Origin of the sequence: Serratia sp. CY71090 (assembly GCF_052166845.1) — a bacterium.
Classification (GTDB): Bacteria; Pseudomonadota; Gammaproteobacteria; order Enterobacterales; family Enterobacteriaceae; genus Serratia; species Serratia nematodiphila.
The window spans coordinates 1,009,737-1,029,830 of record NZ_JBJNOA010000001.1; the positions used below are offsets into that span (position 1 = coordinate 1,009,737).

Below are 20,094 nucleotides of genomic sequence, written 5' to 3' on the forward strand. Positions count from 1 at the left end.
TTATTGCTCCTCCATGTTCAGCGGGAAGTGGCAGGCGAAGAAGTGGTTTTTGACCGGGCGCAGGCGCGGCGTTTCGATGCACTTCTTCTGTGCGTAAGGGCAGCGCGGCCCCAGGCGGCAGCCGATCGGCAGGTGCTCCAGCGAAGGAATGGCGCCCGGCAGCGTGTTTAAACGGCTCTTGTGCGGCAGCGAACGGCCGAAGTCCGGCATGGCGCGGATCAGCGCCTGGGTGTAAGGGTGGTGCGGCGCCGCCAGCAGTTCTTCGCACTGGGCGCTTTCCACCGTTTGCCCGCAGTACAAGACGTTCACCCGGTCGGCCCACTTGCTCATCATCTGCAGGTCGTGACTGATCAGCAGAATGGTGGTGTTGTTGTTCTGGTTGAGACGCGCCAACAGGCGGAAAATCTGCGCCTGCGTGGTCGGTTCCATGGCGTTGGTCGGCTCATCGGCGATCAGCAGGCGCGGTTGGTTGGCCAGCGCGATGGCGATCATCACTTTTTGGCACTCGCCTTCCGTCAGCTCGTACGGGAAGCTGCCCATGATGTCGTCATGATCCTTGATGCCGACGCGGTGCAGCAACTCGATGGCGCGGCGTTTGCGCCAGTTGAAGCGCTGCCACCAGTGGCCCTTGTAGGTCCAGCCCGGGATGGCCTGCGCCAGCTGGCGGCCGATGCTCTCGGAAGGGTCGAGACAGGACTGCGGCTCCTGGAAGATCATTGAGACGTTGTGGCCCACCAGCTTGCGCCGCTCGCGCGGGCTCAGCTGCAGCAGATCGATGTCGTCGAAGCGGAAACGATCGGCGGTGACGCGCCAGTTGTCTTTGGTCACGCCGCAGATGGCTTTGGCGATCAGGCTCTTGCCGGAGCCCGATTCGCCCACCAGGCCGCGCACCTCGCCCTCGGTCAGCGTCATGCTGACGCGATCGACCGCCTTGACCGGCCCTTCGGCGGTCATAAATTCAATCGTCAGATTGCGGATATCGAGTAACGGCATTATTCCACCCCGGCATTGATTGCGCGGCGCATACCGTCGCCTAACAGGTTAACCAGCAGCACGCTGACGAGGATGGCCGCGCCGGGCAGCATCACCGTCCAGGGCGCGACGTACACCAGCTCAAGCGAATCGCCGAGCATCGCTCCCCATTCCGGCGAAGGCAACTGCGCGCCGAGATCGAGGAAGCCGAGTGCGGCGATATCCAAAATAGCCATCGACAGCGCGCGGGTGAATTCGGTCACCAGCACTGCCGCGATGTTCGGCATGACCGCATACCACAGGATCTGCAGCGTGGAAGCGCCGTCAAGCCGCGCCGCCACCACGTACTCTTTCTCCAGCTCATCGTGCACCGCGCTGTAGATGGTGCGCACCATGCGCGGCAGCAGAGCCAGCCACACCGCCAGCATGGCGTGTTCTAGTTTGGGGCCGATAAACGCCACCACCACGATTGCCAGCAGCAGCGACGGAATCGACAGCAGAGTGTCGAGAATGTGGTTAAGCACCGCCGAGCGCAGCCCGTGGGTGACGCCGGCGAACACGCCGAGGATCACCCCGCAGAACGCCGCGGCCAGCGTCACCACCAGCGCGGAACCGAAGGTAGCGGCGGTGCCGGTCAACAGGCGGCTGAGGATGTCGCGCCCGAGATCGTCGGTGCCGAGGAAGAACGACACGTTGCCGTAGCGCGACCAGGACGGCGGCAGCAGTTGATAGCCGAGGAACTGCTGATCCAGCGCGTAGGGCGCCAGCAGGCTGCCGAACAGCGACAGCAGCAGTAGGGCGATCACGCCGTAAAAACCGATCATCGCCAGCGCGTCGCCGTAGAAAATCCGCCAGGTGTAGCGCAGCGGGCTCGGCATCTTTTTCTCGCGGTATACGTTATCGAAGGGCATACCATTCCTTATGTTTCAGCGGGTTGGTTGCCGCACCCAGAATGTCGGCCAGAACGTTAATGGTGATCACCAGCGTGCCGACCACCATCACGCCGGCGGAGATCGCCGCATAGTCCTGCTGGCGAATGGCGTTGATCAGCCACCGGCCGAGGCCCGGCCAGCTGAATACCACTTCGGTGATCATCGCCAGCGTGAGCATGGTGGAGAACTGCAGCCCCAGCTTGGGCACGATCGGCGGCAGCGCATTGTGCAACACGTGGCGGCGGATGATGGTGAAGCGCGACAGGCCGCGGGTGGCGGCGGCCTTGATGTAGTTTTGGTTCAGCACGTCGTCGGTGCTGATGCGCATCAGCCGCACCACTTCGGTGGTGGGCGCCACCGCCAGCGCGGCGATCGGCAGGATCATGTGGCGCAGCGCGCTGCCGATCATCTCGGCGCGATACGGCGAATCCGACAGCCAGGCGTCGATCAGCGCGAAACCGGTGATGGGCTTCACCTGATACAGCAGATCGAAACGGCCGGAAACCGGCAGCCAGCCCAGATGCAGCGAGAAGAACAGCATCAGCAGCAGCGCCAGCCAAAACACTGGCATCGAGAAGCCCAGCAGCGCGAAGGTGCTGATGGCGGTGTCCTGCCACTTGCCGCGCAGCACGCCGGCGATGATGCCCAGCGGAATGCCGATGAACAGCGCCAGAGCGAAGGCCAGCAGGCACAGTTCCATGGTGGCCGGGAACACTTCGCGCAGCTGTTCGCTGATCGCCTGGCCGTTGATGCTGGAGACGCCGAAGTCCCAGTGCAGCAGGCTGACGAAGTAGAACTGATAGGCGTCCAGCAGGGCGGCGCCGTTCAGCGGCGCGCGCGGAGTGAAATAGCTCAGGCTGAAGCTGACCAGCGTCAGGAAGAACAGCGTGATCAGCAGCAGCAGAATGCGGCGCAGGGTAAAGATAATCACTTTTTCACCTCCGGCGCGGATTCACGGTACACCCCGGCGAACGAGGCGTTGCCGAACGGGCTCAGCACCAATCCCTTGATGTCGTAACGATAGGCCTGCAGGCGCAGAGAAGACGCCAGCGGCAGCACCGGCAATTGCTGCTCGAGGATTTTCTGCGCCTTGCGGTAGTTGTCGATGCGCTGAGACAGCTGCTGCGACAGCAGCGCGTTCTGCAGCACTTCGTCAAAGCCCGGATCACACCAGTGAGCATAGTTGGTTTGCGAACGGATTGCCGCGCAGCTCAGCAGCGGCCGGAAGAAGCTGTCCGGATCGTTGCTGTCGGTGGCCCAGCCGGTCAGGGTCAGATCGTGGTTCATCTCCATCAGGCGCGCTTCCTGGAAACGGCCCTCTACCGGCACGATGGTGACGTTGATGCCCACCTGGCCGAGATCGGCCTGGATCAGTTCGGCGGTTTTCAGCGGGCTCGGGTTGTAAGACTGCGAGGCGGTCGGCACCCACAGCTTCAGGTTCAGCTGGCTGACGCCGGCCTGCCGCAGCATCTCGCGCGATTTGGCCGGATCATACTCGGTGACGTGCGCATCGTTGTCGTAGGCCCAGGAGGCGCGCGGCAAGATCGAGGCGGCGGTTTCCGCCGTGCCGTAATAGATCGACTGCATCAACCGTTGGTTGTTGATCGCCAGCGAGATCGCCTGGCGCACATTGAGGTTGTCGAGCGGCGGTTTACGGGTGTTGAACGCCAGATAGGCGATGTTCATCCCCGGGCGCAGCGTCAGGCGCAGGCGCGGATCGTCGCGCAGAATCGACAGCTGGCTGGCCGCCGGATAGGCCAGTACGTCGCACTCGCCGGTCAGCAGCTTGGAGAGGCGGCCGGTGCCGCCGGCGCCCAGATCGATCACCACCTGCGGCATGCGCGGCAGGCCTTTCCAGTAGGCGGCGTTGCGCGCCAGGCGAATATATTGCCCCGAGCGGTATTCGTTGAGCAGGAACGGGCCGCTGCCGACCGGCTCGCGATCGATCAGCTCCTGATGGCCTTCGCGCGTCAGCGTGTCGGCGTATTCGGCGGACAACACAGGCGCGTAGTGGGTTGCCAGGTGCCACAGGAACGAGGCGTCCGGCGACTGCAGGCGAATCTCCACCGTGTAGTCGTCGAGCTTTCTCACGCTCTGCACCGAATCACCGAACTGCAGGCTGTCGAAATAGGGATATTCGCCGCCGTTCACGTCGTGATACGGGTGTTTCTGATCGAATACGCGGGCAAAGCTGAACACCACGTCGTCGGCGTTCATCTTGCGGGTGGGCGTGAACCAGGCGGTGGTCTGGAACGGCACGTCCTTGCGCAAATGGAAGCGGTAGGTGGCGCCGTTATCCAGCACTTCCCAGCTTTGCGCCAGCTCGGGGATCAGGCGATAAGTGTAGGGATCGACGTCCAGCAGGCGATCGTACAGCTGGGCGGCCAAGGTATCCACCGTCAGGCCGCTGCTGGCCATTTGCGGGTTGAAGGTATTCAGTATGCCGCTGACGCAATAAACAAAGCCGCTTTGGCGAATGTCCGGCAGCGGCGCCGCGGCGGGCGCGGGCGGTGTTGTCGCGGCCAGGGCAGAGCCCGTCAGGCACAACGACAGTATCCAAAAGGGTAAACCACGCATAGAGGCTCATGGGTTAATCAGCAATAGCGTTAGTGTATCGCACTCTGACCAGCAGCCCAATCCATTGAGCAAAATCGCTGAGTTTTCTGCGACTTGATTAATCAGCCCGTTCAGCGGCAAGAAAAAAGTTTTCCATGTTATGTTATAATATAACAAAATCATGTTACCGTTCCCCGGCAAAGTCACAATAACGCAAGGGGATGTATGAACGAAGTTGCACTTCCACCACGCCGTTCGCTGCCGGACGCTCAGGCATGGCGCGGCGAAATGAGTGATGTCGGGCTCGATTGGGTCGGGATGCAAGGGATCGCGCTGCCGCTGGAGCTGGCCGGCAAGCCATTGATGGCGAAGGTCGACGCCGGTATCAACCTGCGCGCCGAAGCGGCGGGGGAACGCGGCATTCACATGTCGCGGCTGTATCTGGCGCTGGACGAGTTGACGCAGGGAGAGCTGACGCCACAGCGCATCGGCCGAACGTTGCAGGCCTTTTTGGCTTCGCAGCCGGAACACAGCGATCGCGCCAGCCTGACGCTCAGCGGCGAGCTGTTGCTGTCACGCCCGGCGCTGCTGTCGCCGCAGCGCGGCTGGAAAGCCTATCCGCTGCGCATCGAGGCCACTCTGGCAGACACGCTGACGCTGGCGCTGACCGTCGGCGTGCCTTACTCCTCCACCTGCCCGAGTTCGGCGGCGCTCAGCCGCCAGCTGGCGCAGCAACAGTTCCAGTTTGATTTTGAACAGGAGGCGGAGCGGGTCAACCAGCGGCAGGTGAGCGAGTGGCTGTTGGAGCAAGGGATGCCGGCCACCCCCCACAGCCAGCGCAGCTGGGCCTGGATCACCGTGACGCCCGAGAATGAACGGGCGTTCGAACCGGTGAAGCTGATTGACCGTATCGAACACGCGCTGGGCACGCCGGTACAAACGCTGGTGAAACGCCGCGACGAGCAGGCCTTCGCGCTGGCCAACGGTCAGAACCTGATGTTTTGCGAGGACGCGGCGCGCCGTCTGTATCGCATGCTGCGCAGCCAGTGCGACTACCGCGCTTTCTCGCTGCGCGTTGAACATCAGGAGAGCCTGCATGCCCACAATGCGGTGGCGGAGCTGAGCTGGCGGGGAGAACACCATGCTGCGTAAAAATCCCAGTGGCCATCTGCCGCAGGTCTCGCCGCTGGCCTACATCGATCCCACCGCCATTCTATGCGGCCGGGTGATCGTCGAAGATTTCGTTTACGTCGGCCCGTATGCGGTGATCCGCGCCGACGAGTTGAACGCCGCCGGCGACATGGAGCCGATCGTCATCGGCTCGCACTCCAATATTCAGGACGGCGTGGTGATCCACTCCAAAAGCGGGGCGGCGGTGACTATTGGCCGTTACAGCTCGATCGCCCACCGCGCCATCGTGCACGGCCCGTGCCGCATCGGCGATCGGGTGTTTATCGGTTTCAACAGCGTACTGTTCAACTGCCACGTTCAGTCCGGCTGCGTGGTGCGCTACAACGCGGTCGTGGACGGCGTAACGCTGCCGGAAAACCGCTATATCCCCTCGACCGAACGCGTGGGGCCGGACAGCGATCTGTCGCGCTATCGCCAGGTCGATCGCGGCGCGCTGCAGTTTTCGGAAGAAGTGGCCGCCACCAACGTCGAACTGGTGCGCGGTTATCAGGCATTACGCAATGAATTTTAATGAGGTTTCCATGAAACAACTTCCCGTGACCGTGCTTTCCGGCTTTCTCGGCGCCGGCAAGACCACGGTGCTGAACCATATCCTGAACAACCGGCAGGGCATGCGCGTGGCGGTGATTGTCAACGACATGAGCGAAGTGAACATTGACGCCGCGCTGGTGGAGAATGAAGTGCATCTCGATCGCCAGGAAGAGAAGCTGGTGGAGATGAGCAACGGCTGCATCTGCTGCACGCTGCGCGAAGACCTGCTGGTGTCGGTGCGCGAACTGGCGCAGGAGGGGTGTTTCGATTACCTGTTGATCGAATCGAGCGGCATCTCGGAGCCGCTGCCGGTGGCGGAAACCTTTACCTTTGAGGATGAAACGGGCGAAAGCCTGTCCCAATTCGCCCGGCTGGATACGCTGGTGACGGTGGTCGACGGGGTGAATTTCATTCAGCAATACCAGCAGGCGCAAAGCCTGCAGGAGGCCGGCCAAAGCCTGGGTGAGGACGATCTGCGCAGCGTGGCGGACCTGTTGATTGAGCAAATTGAATTTTGCGACGTGATCCTGGTCAGCAAGACCGATCTGTTGACGCCAACGCAGCAGGGCGAAGTGATGGCGCTGCTGGCCAGCCTGAATCCCGACGCCCGCATTGTGCCGATCGCGCCGGGCAAACTGCCGCTGGAGGCGGTGCTGAATACCGGCAGCTTCAGCTTTGAAAAGGCGCAGCAGGCGCCCGGCTGGCTGAAAGAGCTGCGCGGCGAACACGTGCCGGAAACGGAAAGCTACGGCATCAGCAGCTTTGTCTATCAGGCGCGGCGGCCGTTTGCGCCGGACAAGTTCTACCGCGTGATCAACGGCGATTGGGGCGGCGGCAAGCTGCTGCGCTCGAAAGGCTTCTTCTGGCTGGCGACGCGGCCGCGGCAGGCCGGGCAGTGGAGCCAGGCCGGCGGCATCGCCCATTACGGCCTGGCGGGCACCTTTTGGCGCGCGATCCCGCAAGATAATTGGCCGCAGGATCCGCAAACGCGGGCGCATATTCAGGAGAAATGGGTGGAGCCGTTCGGCGACATGCGCCAGGAGTTGGTGTTTATCGGCCAGCACTTGCAACAGGCGGCGATCGTGCGTCTGCTGGACGACTGCCTGCTGAACGACGACGAAATGGCCGCCGGCGTGGACTATTGGCTGGCCATGGCAGACCCGTTCCCTGAGTGGTAATTGCGCAATCTTCGTGTGGTAATGAGAAAAATTCTCAACAAAGTGCTTTACAGACGATATTGATAACTATTATCATCGCCTGGCAGTTCACGGAAGGCCACAGTTTGCGGCTCTGATGTGGAAGGCACGACATTGCTCACATTGCTTCCAGTGTTTTTTAAGCCAGCTCGGGTGCTGGCTTTTTTTTTGCCCGCTATTCCTCGTCCGTTTCGCCGTTTTGCAGCAGCGCATGTTTTTTCAGCATGCCGCGTAGCTGATGGTAGGTGAGCCCCAGCAGCTGCGCCGCCTTGCGCTGATTGAACCGGCCTTGCTGCAGCGCCGCTTCGAGAAGCGCCTTCTCCTGCTCGAGCTGCCAGTGTTTTAGCTCCAACGGCAGCGCCGGCAACGCGCCGGCGCCTTCAGGTGCGGGTGCAAGCGGCGTGGCCTCGCGCGGCGCAAACGGGTTGATGACGATGTTGTCAAGCGGGCTGTCGCTGTCGCCGTGACGATAGACCGAACGTTCCACCACGTTTTTCAGTTCGCGCACGTTGCCCGGCCAGCCATATTCGAGCAGCGTCTGCCTGGCGCGTTCGGTAAAGCCGGGAAACAGCGGCAGCCCTAGCTCGCGGCACATTTGAATGGCGAAGTGCTCGGCCAGCAACATGATATCGGGCCGGCGTTGGCGCAGCGGCGGCAGCTGTACCACGTCGAACGCCAGCCGGTCCAGCAGATCGGCGCGAAACTTGCCCGCCGCCGCCAGCGCCGGCAGATCGTCGTTGGTGGCGCACACCAGGCGCACATCCACCCGCAGCGGCTGGCTGCCGCCCACGCGTTCCAGCTGGCCGTATTCGATCACCCGCAGCAATTTCTCCTGCACCAGCATCGGCGCAGTCGCCAGCTCATCGAGGAACAGCGTGCCGCCGTCGGCGCGCTCGAAGCGGCCCAGATGGCGTTTCTGCGCGCCGGTAAAGGCGCCAGCCTCGTGGCCGAACAGCTCGGAGTCCAGCAGGTTTTCATTCAGCGCCGCACAGTTGAGCGAGATGAACGGCCCTTGCCAACGGTTGGAGAGGTAGTGCAGGCGGTGGGCGATCAGTTCCTTGCCGGTGCCGCGCTCGCCGATCACCAGCACCGGTTTGTTCAGCTTTGCCACCTGGGAGACTTGCTCCAATACGTCGACGAAGGCGTTTGCTTCGCCCAACAAATTTTCTGGCTGTTCGTTCATGATGAAATTCGCCAATGTTTGGTGAAAATAATCACTCTACAGCAAGCGCGCAGAGAGTCAAAAATAAAGAGTTGTTGTTTTTCAATAATATAAAAGTTGGCACGGGTTTTGATTATCTCTTTGGGCAAGCTGTACGACTTAACGCGGCGCTTCAGACGCCATCAGAACCAAGAGGAAGTGAGTTATGGGTATTTTTTCTCGTTTTGCCGACATCGTGAACGCCAACATCAACACCCTGCTGGACAAGGCGGAAGATCCGCAGAAGCTGGTGCGGTTGATGATCCAAGAGATGGAAGACACGCTGGTTGAAGTCCGCTCTACGTCGGCGCGCGCGCTGGCGGAGAAAAAGCAGTTGCTGCGTCGCATCGAGCAGGGTGAAAGCCAGGTAAGCGACTGGCAGGAAAAAGCCGAGCTGGCGCTGCGCAAAGATAAAGAAGACTTGGCCCGCGCGGCGCTGATCGAAAAACAAAAGGTTGCCGACCTGATCGCCACGCTGACGCAGGAAGTGGCGACCGTAGAAGAAACGCTGGCGCGCATGAAGAGCGAAATCGGCGAGCTGGAAAACAAGCTGACCGAAACCCGCGCGCGGCAGCAGGCGCTGGCGCTGCGCCATCAGGCCGCGTCTTCTTCCCGTGAAGTACGTCGCCAGCTCGACAGCGGTAAGCTGGACGAGGCGATGGCGCGTTTCGAACAGTTCGAACGCCGCATCGACCACATGGAAGCCGAAGCGGAAAGCATCAGCATCGGTAAAAAGAAGTCGCTGGACCAGGAGTTTGCCGAGCTGAAAGCCGACGACGCCATCAGTGAGCAGCTGGCGGCGCTGAAAGCCAAGATGAACCGCTCAGAGTAAGGCGAACCGCGGCCACACGCCGGAGGTGGCCGCCTATCCAGGATCCGATAAGAAGGAATAACAATGAGTGCTTTATTACTTGCCATTCCGCTGACAATTTTCGTGCTGTTTGTCGCGCCGATTTGGCTTTGGCTGCATTACAGCAATCGGCAACAGACCGGCATCCAGCTGAGTCAGCAAGAAATGCAGCGCCTGGCGCAGCTGGCGGAAGACGCCAAACGCATGCGTGAACGCATTCAGGCGCTGGAAGAGATCCTTGATGCGGAACACCCGAACTGGAGACAGTCCTGATGAGTAATACGCTGGGCAGTAAAAAGCTTTATCGCGTACCCGAAGAAGGCATGGTGAAAGGCGTCTGCGCCGGTTTGGCCCACTATTTCGACGTGCCGGTGCGCCTGATCCGCGTGATGGTGGTGCTGTCGCTGTTCTTTGGGCTGTTCTTCTTCACGCTGGTGGCTTATATCGCGCTGGTGTTCGTGTTGGACGAGGCGCCGGCCAGCCGCTTCGAAGGCGAGCATCAGAAGACGCCGCGCCAGCTGCTCGATCAACTGGAATATGAGCTGGGCAGCGGCGAGCAGCAGCTGCGTCAGGTCGAGCGTTACGTGACGTCCGACACCTTCGGCGTACAGAGCCGTTTCCGCAAGCTGTAACCCTTCTTGCGAGACCCGGCCTGCGCAGGCCGGGCATCTTCGCCGCCGTTATCCCGTGAATAACCTTAATCGTCTTGTGCCGGAGGGCATTGTCATGAATAAAATCGATGTCGCAAACACCGCCAGAACGGGTGGATTTAAACGAGGAGCGGCGGCAATGTTGAAGACATTGGCTAAAGTCATCATCATAGCGTTATTGAACTATGGCCCGGCGGGCGCTGCCGGCTGGCTGTTGAAGACCGTTGGCCGCAAACCGGTGCGCTTCGTGCTGGCGCTGGTGCTGGAACCGCTGTTCCGTAAAGGCCTGAACAAGGCTTTCGGGCGTTACGTCAAGGAGAGCAATGAAACGACTGCAAAATGAGTTAACCTCGCTGGTCAACCGCGGAATGGATCGCCATCTGCGCCTGGCGGTGACCGGCCTGAGCCGCAGCGGCAAAACCGCCTTTATCACCGCTTTCGTTAACCAACTGCTGCATGTGCACAGCGGCGCGCGCATGCCGCTGTTTTCACCGGTGCGCGAAGAACGCCTGTTGGGCGTTAAACGCATCCCGCAGCGCGATCTCGGCATCCAGCGTTTCACCTATGACGAAGGGCTGGCGCAGCTGTACGGCACGCCGCCGGCCTGGCCGACGCCGACGCGCGGCGTCAGCGAAATTCGTCTGGCGTTGCGCTACCGCTCCAACGACTCGCTGCTGCGCCACTTCAAAGACACCTCAACGCTGTACCTGGAGATCGTCGATTATCCTGGTGAATGGTTGTTGGATCTGCCGATGCTCGAACAGGATTACCTGGCCTGGTCGCGCCAGATGACCGGGCTGCTGCAGGGCGAACGCGCCGAATGGGCCAAGCCCTGGCTTGAGCTGTGCAAAGCCTGCGATCCGCTGGCGCCGGCCGACGAAAACCGCCTGGCGGCGATCGCCCAGGCCTACACCGATTATCTGCTGCGTTGCAAGAGCGAAGGGCTGCACTTCATTCAGCCGGGCCGTTTCGTGCTGCCGGGCGACATGGCCGGCGCGCCGGCGCTGCAGTTTTTCCCGTGGCCTGACGTGGCCGCGATCGGCGAGTCGAAGCTGGCGCAGGCCGACAAGCATACCAACATCGGCATGTTGCGCGCTCGCTTCAATTACTACTGCCAGTCGATCGTCAAGAACTTCTACAAAGAGCATTTCGTCCGTTTTGATCGGCAAATCGTGCTGGTCGACTGCCTGCAGCCGCTCAACAGCGGCCCACAGGCATTCAACGACATGCGTCTGGCGCTGACCCAGCTGATGCAGAGCTTCCATTACGGCAAGCGCACGCTGTTTCGCCGCTTGTTCTCGCCGACCATCGACAAACTGATGTTCGCCGCCACCAAAGCGGACCATATCACCGCCGATCAGCACGCCAATCTGGTGTCCTTGCTGCAACAGCTGGTGCAAGAGGCGTGGCAGAACGCGGCGTTCGAAGGCATCAGCATGGATTGCGTCGGCCTGGCCTCGGTGCAGGCGACCGAGAGCGGCATCGTCGATCATCAGGGGCAGCGTATCCCGGCGCTGAAGGGCAACCGCCTTAGCGACGGCGCGCCGCTGACGGTGTTCCCTGGCGAAGTGCCCGCCCGCCTGCCGGGGCCGGCGTTCTGGCAGAGCCAGGGGTTCCACTTCGATGAATTTCGTCCGCGCGCCATGAGCGTGGATACACCGTTGCCGCACATCCGCCTGGATGCGGTAATGGAGTTTTTATTGGGAGACAAATTGCGATGAGCGAGCCGATTAAACCGCGTATCGATTTTGACGAGCCGCTGCAGCCGCCGCAGGAACCGGCGTTGCGCGCCGGCGTCGCTTTCGACGCCGAGCAGGCGGAGAGCTTCTTTCCGGCGGCGCCGGAGCTGCAGCAGGAGGAGGAAGAAGGGCGCGCCGAAGGCATCATTAACGCCGCGCTGAAGCCGAAACGCAGCCTGTGGCGCAAAATGGTGACCGCCGGGCTGGCGCTGTTCGGCGTCAGCGTGGTGGCGCAGGGCGTGCAGTGGGTGCATAACGCCTGGGCGCAGCAGGACTGGATCGCCATGGGCGGCGGCGTGGCCGGCGGCCTGATCGTGTTTGCCGGCGTCGGTTCGGTGGTCACCGAGTGGCGGCGTTTGTATCGGCTGCGTCAGCGCGCGGAGGAGCGCGACGTGGCGCGCGAGCTGTTGCACAGCCACGGGCTGGGGCAAGGGCGCGAATTCTGCGAGAAGCTGGCGCGCCAGGCCGGGCTGGATCAGGGGCATCCGGCGCTGCAGCGCTGGCAGGCCTCGCTGCATGAAACGCAAAACGATCGTGAAGTGGTGGAGCTGTACGCCAAACTGGTGCAGCCGGTGCTCGACAACCAGGCGCGGCGCGAAATCAGCCGCTCCGCCGCCGAGTCGACGCTGATGATCGCCGTCAGCCCGTTGGCGTTGGTGGATATGGCGTTTATCGCCTGGCGCAACATCCGTTTGATCAACCGCATCGCCGCGCTGTACGGCATCGAACTGGGTTACTTCAGCCGCATTCGTCTGTTCCGGTTGGTGCTGCTCAATATCGCTTTCGCCGGCGCTTCCGAGCTGGTGCGCGAAGTGGGCATGGACTGGATGTCGCAGGATCTGGCGGCGCGGCTGTCGGCGCGCGCGGCGCAGGGCATTGGCGCCGGGCTGTTGACCGCGCGACTGGGCATCAAGGCGATGGAACTGTGCCGCCCGCTGCCGTGGCTGGAAGGGGAAAAACCGAAGCTCGGCGATTTCCGCAGCCAACTGATTGGCCAATTGAAAGATACGCTGAAAAAGGGCGACGGCAAGGCCAAATAACCCCGCGACGGCGCTCTCAGGAGCGCCGTTTTCTGAGCGGCGCCGGCGCCGGACGTAATCGAGACTTGACGACAGCCGATCCCCCTGTGATTGCGTGATAAATCTCTGCAAAATTAATTATGGTTGTGATAACTCTCTGTTTGTAGGCTAAAATGACGCCGATGCTGTTATTCACTTGCGTTTAAAATCAGCAACCACGGCAATAAATCAGAGTTCTGTCAACTTTTGCTGACAGATCGCTTCTACCGCCCGGTGCGAGGGAGTATCATCATCGTCAACGATCCCCGCACTTGCAGAGATAAGGCCAACACTGATGCGTTTGGAAGTATTTTGCGAAGACCGCCTCGGTCTCACTCGAGAATTACTCGATCTTTTGGTATCGCGCAGCATTGACTTACGTGGCATCGAGATCGATCCCATCGGCCGCATTTACCTCAATTTTTCCCAGCTGGACTTCGATACTTTCCGCGCGTTGATGGCGGAGATCCGTCGCATCGCCGGCGTGACCGACGTGCGCACCGTCAGCTTTATGCCTTCCGAACGCGAGCATCGCGCGCTGCGTGCGCTGCTGGAGTCGATGCCGGAGCCGGTGTTCTCTATCGACATGAAGGGCAAGGTCGAGCTGGCCAACCCGGCGGCGCAGGCGCTGTTCAGCCTGAGCGAAGACAAGATCCGCAACCAGACCGCCGGGGCGCTGATCGGCGGCTATAACTTCAGCCGCTGGCTGGAGAGCGAGCATACGGCGCCGCACTCAGAACGGGTGGTGATCCGCAGCCAGGACTTCCTGATGGATATTACGCCTATCTATCTGGAGGACGAACAGCAACAGCCGGCTGCGGTCGGCGCAGTGGTGATGTTGAAGTCCACCGCGCGAATGGGCCGCCAACTGCAAAATCTGTCGGTGAACGACGATACCGAATTCGACCACATCGTCGCGGTGAGCGCCAAGATGCGTCACGTGCTGGAGCAGGCGCGCAAGCTGGCGATGCTCGATGCGCCGCTGCTGATCGTCGGCGATACCGGTACCGGCAAGGATATTCTGGCCCGCGCCTGCCACCTGCGCAGCCCGCGCGGCAAGCAGCCGTTCCTGGCGCTGAACTGCGCCGCGCTGCCGGATGACGTGGTGGAGAGCGAGCTGTTCGGCCATGCGCCGGGCGCTTATCCCAACGCGCTGGAAGGCAAGAAAGGCTTCTTCGAGCAGGCCAACGGCGGTTCGGTGCTGCTGGACGAGATCGGCGAAATGTCGCCGCGCATGCAGACCAAACTGCTGCGTTTCCTCAACGACGGCACCTTCCGCCGAGTCGGCGAAGAGCATGAGGTGCACGTCGATGTGCGCGTGATCTGCGCCACCCAGAAAAACCTCACCGAGCTGGTGCAGCGCGGCGAATTCCGTGAAGACCTCTATTACCGCCTCAACGTGCTGACCATCACCATCCCGCCGCTGCGCGAACGTCCGCAGGACATCATGCCGCTGACCGAACTGTTCGTGGCGCGCTTCGCCGATGAACAGGGCGTAGCGCGGCCCAAGCTGGCGAGCGATCTGGGCGGCTTCCTCAGCAAATACGGCTGGCCGGGCAACGTGCGCCAGCTGAAAAACGCCATCTACCGCGCGCTGACGCAAACCGAAGGCTACGAGCTGCGGCCGCAGGATATCGTGTTGCCGGAGTTCGAGGTGGAAATGTCGCTGGGCGACGAGGTGCTGGACGGCTCGCTGGACGACATCAGCAAGCGTTTCGAGCGCTCGGTGCTGACGCGCCTGTATCGCACCTATCCCAGCACCCGCAAGCTGGCGAAGCGGCTGGGCGTTTCCCATACCGCCATCGCCAACAAGCTGCGCGAGTATGGCCTGAGCAGCCGTAAAGGCGGCGCCGAGGGCGAAGAATAAGAAAGGCGCCTTGCGGCGCCTTTAGCGTGTTTCCAAAGCCGGCGAACGCCGGCTTTGTTATTTCAGCGCTGCCAGCGCCGCGTCGTAATCCGGCTCGGTGGTGATTTCGTTCACCAGCTCGCTGTACAGCACGTTGTCCTGGCCATCCAGCACCACGACCGCACGCGCGGTCAGGCCCGCCAATGGACCTTCGGCGATTTCAACGCCGTATGCCTGTTTGAACTCGGCGCCGCGCAGGGTGGACAGGGTGACCACGTTGCTCAGGCCTTCCGCGCCGCAGAAACGCGACTGCGCGAACGGCAGATCGGCGGAAATGCACAGCACCACGGTGTTATCCAGGCCGCTGGCCAACTGGTTGAATTTACGCACCGACGTCGCGCAGACGCCGGTATCGATGCTTGGGAAGATGTTCAGGACTTTGCGTTTACCCGCGAAGCTGCTCAGCGCTACGTCTGACAGGTCTTTGGCAACCAGCGAGAAGGCCTTGGCCTGTTCGCCCTGCTGTGGCAGTTTGCCCGCTACGCTGACCGGATTGCCTTGAAAATGTACTGTCTGAGTCATTGCTAGATTCCTTTTACAGGTGTTTATACAAAGGGTATGAACCTGATGGAACGGCGCGCCGGCGACGGCTGTTAACATCAGGTTCACACCCTGGCGCCAGTTTATGACAAGCGGGGCGGATTGGATATCAAAGTTTGCTAAATAGTTGTATATATTAGGCTGTTCTATAAAACATCACCGGCGCATCAGCCTGCCTGGATGCGCAGTTTTCGCTCAGGAGCCGTTATGAGAGACATGCGTTTTTACCCGGAAGCCTGGCCGCTGCACACCGCCTTCGTGATCGCGCGCGGCAGCCGCACCGAAGCCAGGGTGGTGGTGGTCGAAATCGAACAGCAGGGCGTGCGCGGCGTCGGCGAATGCACGCCGTATCCGCGCTATGGCGAGAGCGAGGAATCGGTGATGGCGCAGCTGGCTGAGATGGCGCCGGCGATCGCGCGGGGCATCACCCGCGAGCAGCTGCTGTCGCAGATGCCGGCGGGCGCGGCCCGCAACGCGCTGGATTCGGCGCTGTGGGATCTGGAGTGTCGTCTGCACGGGCAAAGCCTGTGGCAGCGCAGCGGCGTGACGGCGCCGGCGCAGATCAGCATGGCGCAGACCGTCAGCATCGGCACGCCGGAAGCGATGGCCTTCGCCGCGCGTGAGCTGGAGCGGCAGGGCGCCACGCTGCTGAAGATCAAACTCGACGATCACTATATCAGCGAGCGGCTGGTGGCGATCCGCGCCGCGGTGCCGCAGGCGACGCTGATCGTCGACGCCAATGAATCCTGGCAGGCGGAAGGGCTGGCGGCGCGCTGCCAGCTGTTGGCCGATCTCGGCGTAGCGATGCTGGAGCAGCCGCTGCCGGCCGGTGACGACGCCGCGCTGGAGCACTTTATTCATCCGCTGCCGATCTGCGCCGATGAGAGCTGCCACACTCGTGCCGATCTGCCGCAGCTGGCGCAACGCTATCAGATGGTCAACATCAAACTGGACAAAACCGGCGGCTTGACCGAGGCGTTGGCGCTGGCGCAGGCCGCGCGCGAACAAGGGTTCGCCATCATGCTCGGCTGCATGTTATGTACGTCGCGGGCGATATCCGCTGCCTTGCCGCTGGCGCCGGCGGCGCGCTTCGTCGATCTGGACGGCCCGACCTGGCTGGCGCGAGACGCCGAACCGGGCCTGGCGTTCGAATGCGGGGCGATCGTCGATATCGCCCCGTAGGGATTAATCCGGGTAGGTCAACAACTCGGTCATCGCGTCGATGTAACGCTCGCTGGCGGCATCGGCGGAGATCGGCGGGAATTCGGCGGTGATGCACGGCAGCGACAGATCCGCGCACCAGCTGCCGAACGAGCCGGGCGTTTCATAACCGACGCTGGTCACCAGCGGTAGCTCGAACTTGTGCGACAGCCAAACGCCGAGCCGCGAGCTGGCGGGATCTTCAATGCAGGCCAGCGGCTCATGGAACGACACCACCCAATGCGGCTTCAGGCGATGGATCAGATGACACAGCGCCTGGGTTTCCGGTTCGGAGCCGGGGCGCCCGCCGGTGGAGAGCCTGACGTCGCGCACCGGCGCCGCGCTGTTCCAGCGATAGACGGTGTCGCCGGAGCGCCAGTTGGCGGCCGGGAAGTTGCGGTTCAGATCGACGCCGTTGGCATTGGCGCGCAGCCCCAGCTGGCAGCCGTCGGGGTTGACCGCCAGCACCACGTGGTGGCGCAACTGTTCGGGGGCGATGCTGCGCAGCGCGCAGGACAGGGTTACGATGGCGGCGCTCTCATCGCCGTGGGTGCCGGCGATGATCAGCCCGGTCTGCGGGCCGCTGACCGCCGCCGGGAAATAGACCAGCGGCGCGCCCAGCAGCGAGCTGCCGTAGTTCTCTCCTGCGATGGCCAACTGGCCACGTTCACTGCGCGGTCGATGTTCGGTCATGGTGTTGTCCCTGAGTTAAAGGCCGAGAGTCATTGTCATTTTATTCAGTGTATTACGCTTTGAGACATCTTTCCCATCGCAATTGTGCGGCGTTTGCGCGATCTGTGATGCGGTAGCGGCGAAAACGCCAATTAAACCGCACCTGACCTGAGGCTGTTGTTATACTAACGGCAGAGCTAAGCCAATCACCCGCAAGAGGATTTAACATGCCAGTAGCCAGAATCATCGCCAGCTATAGCGAAAATGAAAATGACACCATCACGCTGCTGTGCGGCGTAGACGCTGAAAACCAGATCCGCCAGGGGGAATGGTTCGGCGTGGTGAAAAACGACGACGGGCGCGGGGACGAATCGAACTATCCGTTCACCCTGCATATCGATTACCAGAAAGATGCCTTCTATCTCGACTACGGCTACGACGACGCGGATGCGCGTCAGCTGCAAAAAACCGATATCTCGGCTCGTCCGCTGGCTGAGAAAGGCTTTTTCACCGTGTTCGATGAAGAAGAGGGTGAAGAGTTCAGCTACCGCATCAACAGCATCCACCTGTACGACTGACGGTCGCCGCTGCAAACACCGCCCGTGTCGCCCTGCGCCGCACGGGTTTTTTATCGCCTGAATCGCACTTTTTGCAACTTCTCGGCCGTGAGCGCTAGGCCGGATGGATCTTGTGCTATATGATAAAAAATTCAGATGGTTAACGGGGGACAAATCACAATGACGGGAAAAAAAATGCAACGGGGTTTTCGTTTGGCGCTCTGCGCGGCGGCGATCGGCGCCTGTATGAGCAGCGCCATGGCGGCGCAGGTTCCCCCGGGCACCGCGCTGGCGAACAAACAGGAAATCGTGCGCCACATTAAAGACGAACCGGCCTCGCTCGATCCGATCAAAGCGGTGGGCTTGCCGGAGGCTCAGCTGGCGCGCGATCTGTTCGAAGGGCTGGTCAATCAGGACGCCAACGGCAAAGTGATCCCCGGCGTCGCCACCCGCTGGCAGACCAGCGACAACCAGACTTATATCTTCCATCTGCGTAAAGACGCGCGGTGGTCAAATGGTGACCCTGTCACGGCAAAAGACTTCGTCTACAGCTGGCAGCGGCTGGTAGAACCGAAAAATCTGTCGCCGTTCGCCTGGTTCGCGCAGCTGGCGGGGATCCAGAACGCCGAGCAGATCATCAGCGGCAAACTGCCTGCCGATCGCTTGGGCGTATCGGCGCCGGATGACTACACGCTCAAGGTGCAGTTGGACAAGCCGGTGCCGTACTTCGTCAGCCTGACGGCCAACTTCAGCCTGTTCCCGGTGAACAAGGCGGTGGTGGAAAAATACGGCAACGACTGGACCAAGGTCGGCAATCTGGTGGGCAACGGCGCGTTCAAACTGCAGGAACGGGTGGTGAACGAGAAGCTGGTGCTGACGCCTAACGACCATTACTGGGATCATGCGCGCACCGTGCTGACCAAAGTGACCTTCGTGCCGATCAACCAGGAATCCAACGCCACCAAGCGTTACCTGGCGGGTGACATCGACATCACCGAATCCTTCCCGAAAAACATGTATCAGAAGCTGCTGAAAGACATTCCGGGGCAGGTGTACACGCCGGATCAATTGGGCACCTATTATTACGCGTTCAACACCCAGCGTGCGCCAACCAACGACGTGCGGGTGCGCCAGGCCTTGTCCTATGCCATCGATCGCAAGATTATCGCGGAAAAAGTGCTGGGCACCGGCGAAAAACCGGCCTATCACTTCACGCCGGACGTGACCGCCGGGTTCAAACCCGAGGCGAGCTTGCTGCAACAGCAGCCGCAGGCGGAGCTGGACGCGCAGGCCAAAGCGTTGCTGCAGGCAGCCGGTTACGGCCCGAACAACCCGCTGAAGCTGACGCTGCTGTATAACACCTCGGAAAGCCACCAAAAGATCGCCATCGCCGTGGCCTCGATGTGGAAGAAAAAGCTCGGTATTGACGTCAAGCTGCAGAATCAGGAGTGGAAAACCTATATCGACAGCCGCAATACCGGCAATTTCGATGTGATCCGCGCCTCCTGGGTGGGTGACTATAACGAGGCGTCGACCTTCCTGTCGCTGCTGACCTCCACCCACAGCGGCAATATCGCCAAGTTCAAGAATGCGGACTACGACAAGCTGCTGGCGCAGGCGGGGCGGGAAACCAACCCGGCGGCGGTGACCGCCGATTACAACAAGATGGAACAGATCATTGCCGATCAGGCGCCGATCGCGCCGATATACCAATATACCAACGGCCGCCTGATCAAACCGTGGGTAAAAGGCTACCCGATCACCAATCCGGAAGACGTGGCCTATAGCCAAACGATGTATATCATCAAACACTGAGTTGGTTTATTTACCGCCCCCGCGCAATGTGGGGGCGTTATTTTTTTTTCGGCGGCGAAACCACGAGACTAATTAATTTTCCACGCGATAAACCCCGTTTAATAATAAACGGGGTTGCCATCATCACATTAATATTGTCTATTTCAGAGCGCGGTTACGCTTACAGACAGTCCCGCATGGCGTCCACCACTACGCGGCCGCTCATATCGGTCTGAGTAATGCGGTAGCTGGTGGGATAAGAACGACGGGTACTGAAACGATCGTGGACGGAGACCTTGCCAATCTGCAGGCCGGCGGCGTTTTTCACCACGAACTCACTGATCTCTTCCTGGCCCTGGTTTTGCAAATGAATATTGCTGATTTTTTCCAGCGTATCGCTGGCGTTTATTTTTAAATGGTCGCGTAACATAACTACCTCCTCGTAGTGAGAAAAGTATATGCCCCTAAAATTTGCGCTGAAACAGCTTTGTGTTGATTTATTATTATCATTTTGAATTAAAATTGATAGCAATATGTTAAGTCATAATA

General features: G+C 60.9%; 21 protein-coding genes. 13 read left to right on the forward strand and 8 right to left on the reverse strand.

The window, feature by feature from the left end; genetic code table 11:
- Genes sapD through sapA form a run of 4 tightly spaced genes read right to left on the reverse strand, consistent with a single transcriptional unit; the run spans window position 1 to window position 4,481 of the window.
- On the reverse strand, window positions 1-993 hold the full coding sequence (gene sapD / locus ACJ8OK_RS04790) for a putrescine export ABC transporter ATP-binding protein SapD (protein ID WP_016927551.1): 993 nt from the start codon (window positions 991-993) through the stop codon (window positions 1-3).
- Window positions 993-1,883, reverse strand: coding sequence for a putrescine export ABC transporter permease SapC (sapC, locus tag ACJ8OK_RS04795; protein WP_033632923.1), 891 nt, complete (start codon window positions 1,881-1,883; stop codon window positions 993-995). Before sapC ends, sapD begins: the two co-directional genes overlap by 1 nt.
- Window positions 1,870-2,835: a putrescine export ABC transporter permease SapB gene (gene sapB, locus ACJ8OK_RS04800; protein ID WP_033632924.1), complete on the reverse strand. Its 966-nt coding sequence runs from the start codon at window positions 2,833-2,835 to the stop codon at window positions 1,870-1,872. Before sapB ends, sapC begins: the two co-directional genes overlap by 14 nt.
- On the reverse strand, window positions 2,832-4,481 hold the full coding sequence (gene sapA, locus ACJ8OK_RS04805; protein ID WP_033632925.1) for an ABC transporter substrate-binding protein SapA: 1,650 nt from the start codon (window positions 4,479-4,481) through the stop codon (window positions 2,832-2,834). Before sapA ends, sapB begins: the two co-directional genes overlap by 4 nt.
- Window positions 4,482-4,685: 204 nt before the next feature.
- On the opposite strand from sapA, the gene folE2 reads away from it, so the two are divergent.
- Genes folE2 through zigA form a run of 3 tightly spaced genes read left to right on the forward strand, consistent with a single transcriptional unit; the run spans window position 4,686 to window position 7,360 of the window.
- Entirely contained in the window at window positions 4,686-5,612 is a 927-nt protein-coding gene (gene folE2, locus ACJ8OK_RS04810; protein WP_033632926.1) for a GTP cyclohydrolase FolE2, read from the forward strand.
- Window positions 5,602-6,162 (forward strand): carbonate dehydratase, encoded by a 561-nt coding sequence (locus ACJ8OK_RS04815; protein WP_048323719.1) that lies wholly within the window; start codon window positions 5,602-5,604, stop codon window positions 6,160-6,162. Before folE2 ends, ACJ8OK_RS04815 begins: the two co-directional genes overlap by 11 nt.
- Window positions 6,163-6,172: 10 nt before the next feature.
- Window positions 6,173-7,360, forward strand: coding sequence for a zinc metallochaperone GTPase ZigA (zigA, locus tag ACJ8OK_RS04820; protein ID WP_060559722.1), 1,188 nt, complete (start codon window positions 6,173-6,175; stop codon window positions 7,358-7,360).
- 193 nt (window positions 7,361-7,553) lie between these two features.
- On the opposite strand, the gene pspF is transcribed toward zigA, so the two are convergent.
- Window positions 7,554-8,561: a phage shock protein operon transcriptional activator gene (gene pspF, locus ACJ8OK_RS04825; protein WP_033632928.1), complete on the reverse strand. Its 1,008-nt coding sequence runs from the start codon at window positions 8,559-8,561 to the stop codon at window positions 7,554-7,556.
- Window positions 8,562-8,745: 184 nt separating this feature from the next.
- On the opposite strand from pspF, the gene pspA reads away from it, so the two are divergent.
- The 7 genes from pspA to tyrR all read left to right on the forward strand — a co-directional run bounded on the left by pspA (window position 8,746) and on the right by tyrR (window position 14,743).
- Window positions 8,746-9,411 (forward strand): phage shock protein PspA, encoded by a 666-nt coding sequence (gene pspA, locus ACJ8OK_RS04830; protein ID WP_004930555.1) that lies wholly within the window; start codon window positions 8,746-8,748, stop codon window positions 9,409-9,411.
- 63 nt (window positions 9,412-9,474) lie between these two features.
- A complete protein-coding gene (pspB, locus tag ACJ8OK_RS04835; RefSeq protein ID WP_004930553.1) occupies window positions 9,475-9,702 on the forward strand; it encodes an envelope stress response membrane protein PspB in 228 nt (75 codons plus the stop codon).
- Window positions 9,702-10,061, forward strand: a complete 360-nt coding sequence (gene pspC / locus ACJ8OK_RS04840) for an envelope stress response membrane protein PspC (protein WP_015378011.1) — start codon at window positions 9,702-9,704, stop codon at window positions 10,059-10,061. Before pspB ends, pspC begins: the two co-directional genes overlap by 1 nt.
- 94 nt (window positions 10,062-10,155) lie before the next feature.
- A complete protein-coding gene (gene pspD / locus ACJ8OK_RS04845; protein WP_031299672.1) occupies window positions 10,156-10,422 on the forward strand; it encodes a phage shock protein PspD in 267 nt (88 codons plus the stop codon).
- Complete coding sequence (locus ACJ8OK_RS04850) at window positions 10,403-11,800, forward strand: YcjX family protein (protein WP_033632929.1); 1,398 nt, start codon at window positions 10,403-10,405, stop codon at window positions 11,798-11,800. Before pspD ends, ACJ8OK_RS04850 begins: the two co-directional genes overlap by 20 nt.
- A complete protein-coding gene (locus tag ACJ8OK_RS04855; RefSeq protein ID WP_033632930.1) occupies window positions 11,797-12,858 on the forward strand; it encodes a YcjF family protein in 1,062 nt (353 codons plus the stop codon). The genes ACJ8OK_RS04850 and ACJ8OK_RS04855 overlap by 4 nt, the downstream gene beginning before the upstream one ends.
- Window positions 12,859-13,171: 313 nt before the next feature.
- Window positions 13,172-14,743: a transcriptional regulator TyrR gene (tyrR, locus tag ACJ8OK_RS04860; protein ID WP_004930541.1), complete on the forward strand. Its 1,572-nt coding sequence runs from the start codon at window positions 13,172-13,174 to the stop codon at window positions 14,741-14,743.
- A 57-nt stretch (window positions 14,744-14,800) separates the two neighbouring features.
- Here tyrR and tpx read toward each other — a convergent pair whose 3' ends face one another.
- Window positions 14,801-15,304 carry a thiol peroxidase gene (tpx, locus tag ACJ8OK_RS04865; RefSeq protein WP_004930536.1) on the reverse strand — a complete coding sequence of 168 codons (504 nt, stop codon included), beginning with the start codon at window positions 15,302-15,304 and terminating at the stop codon, window positions 14,801-14,803.
- A 225-nt stretch (window positions 15,305-15,529) separates the two neighbouring features.
- Between tpx and ycjG the strand changes: the two genes are divergently transcribed.
- Window positions 15,530-16,504, forward strand: coding sequence for an L-Ala-D/L-Glu epimerase (gene ycjG / locus ACJ8OK_RS04870; RefSeq protein ID WP_156865964.1), 975 nt, complete (start codon window positions 15,530-15,532; stop codon window positions 16,502-16,504).
- A gap of 3 nt (window positions 16,505-16,507) precedes the next feature.
- Here ycjG and mpaA read toward each other — a convergent pair whose 3' ends face one another.
- A complete protein-coding gene (gene mpaA / locus ACJ8OK_RS04875; protein ID WP_442530409.1) occupies window positions 16,508-17,215 on the reverse strand; it encodes a murein tripeptide amidase MpaA in 708 nt (235 codons plus the stop codon).
- A gap of 206 nt (window positions 17,216-17,421) precedes the next feature.
- Between mpaA and ACJ8OK_RS04880 the strand changes: the two genes are divergently transcribed.
- Window positions 17,422-17,772, forward strand: a complete 351-nt coding sequence (locus tag ACJ8OK_RS04880; protein ID WP_015378006.1) for a hypothetical protein — start codon at window positions 17,422-17,424, stop codon at window positions 17,770-17,772.
- Between the two features lie 159 nt (window positions 17,773-17,931).
- Window positions 17,932-19,566, forward strand: coding sequence for a peptide ABC transporter substrate-binding protein (locus ACJ8OK_RS04885; RefSeq protein ID WP_442530410.1), 1,635 nt, complete (start codon window positions 17,932-17,934; stop codon window positions 19,564-19,566).
- 160 nt (window positions 19,567-19,726) lie between these two features.
- Here ACJ8OK_RS04885 and ACJ8OK_RS04890 read toward each other — a convergent pair whose 3' ends face one another.
- Complete coding sequence (locus ACJ8OK_RS04890; RefSeq protein WP_004930507.1) at window positions 19,727-19,975, reverse strand: hypothetical protein; 249 nt, start codon at window positions 19,973-19,975, stop codon at window positions 19,727-19,729.
- Window positions 19,976-20,094: the final 119 nt, after the last annotated feature.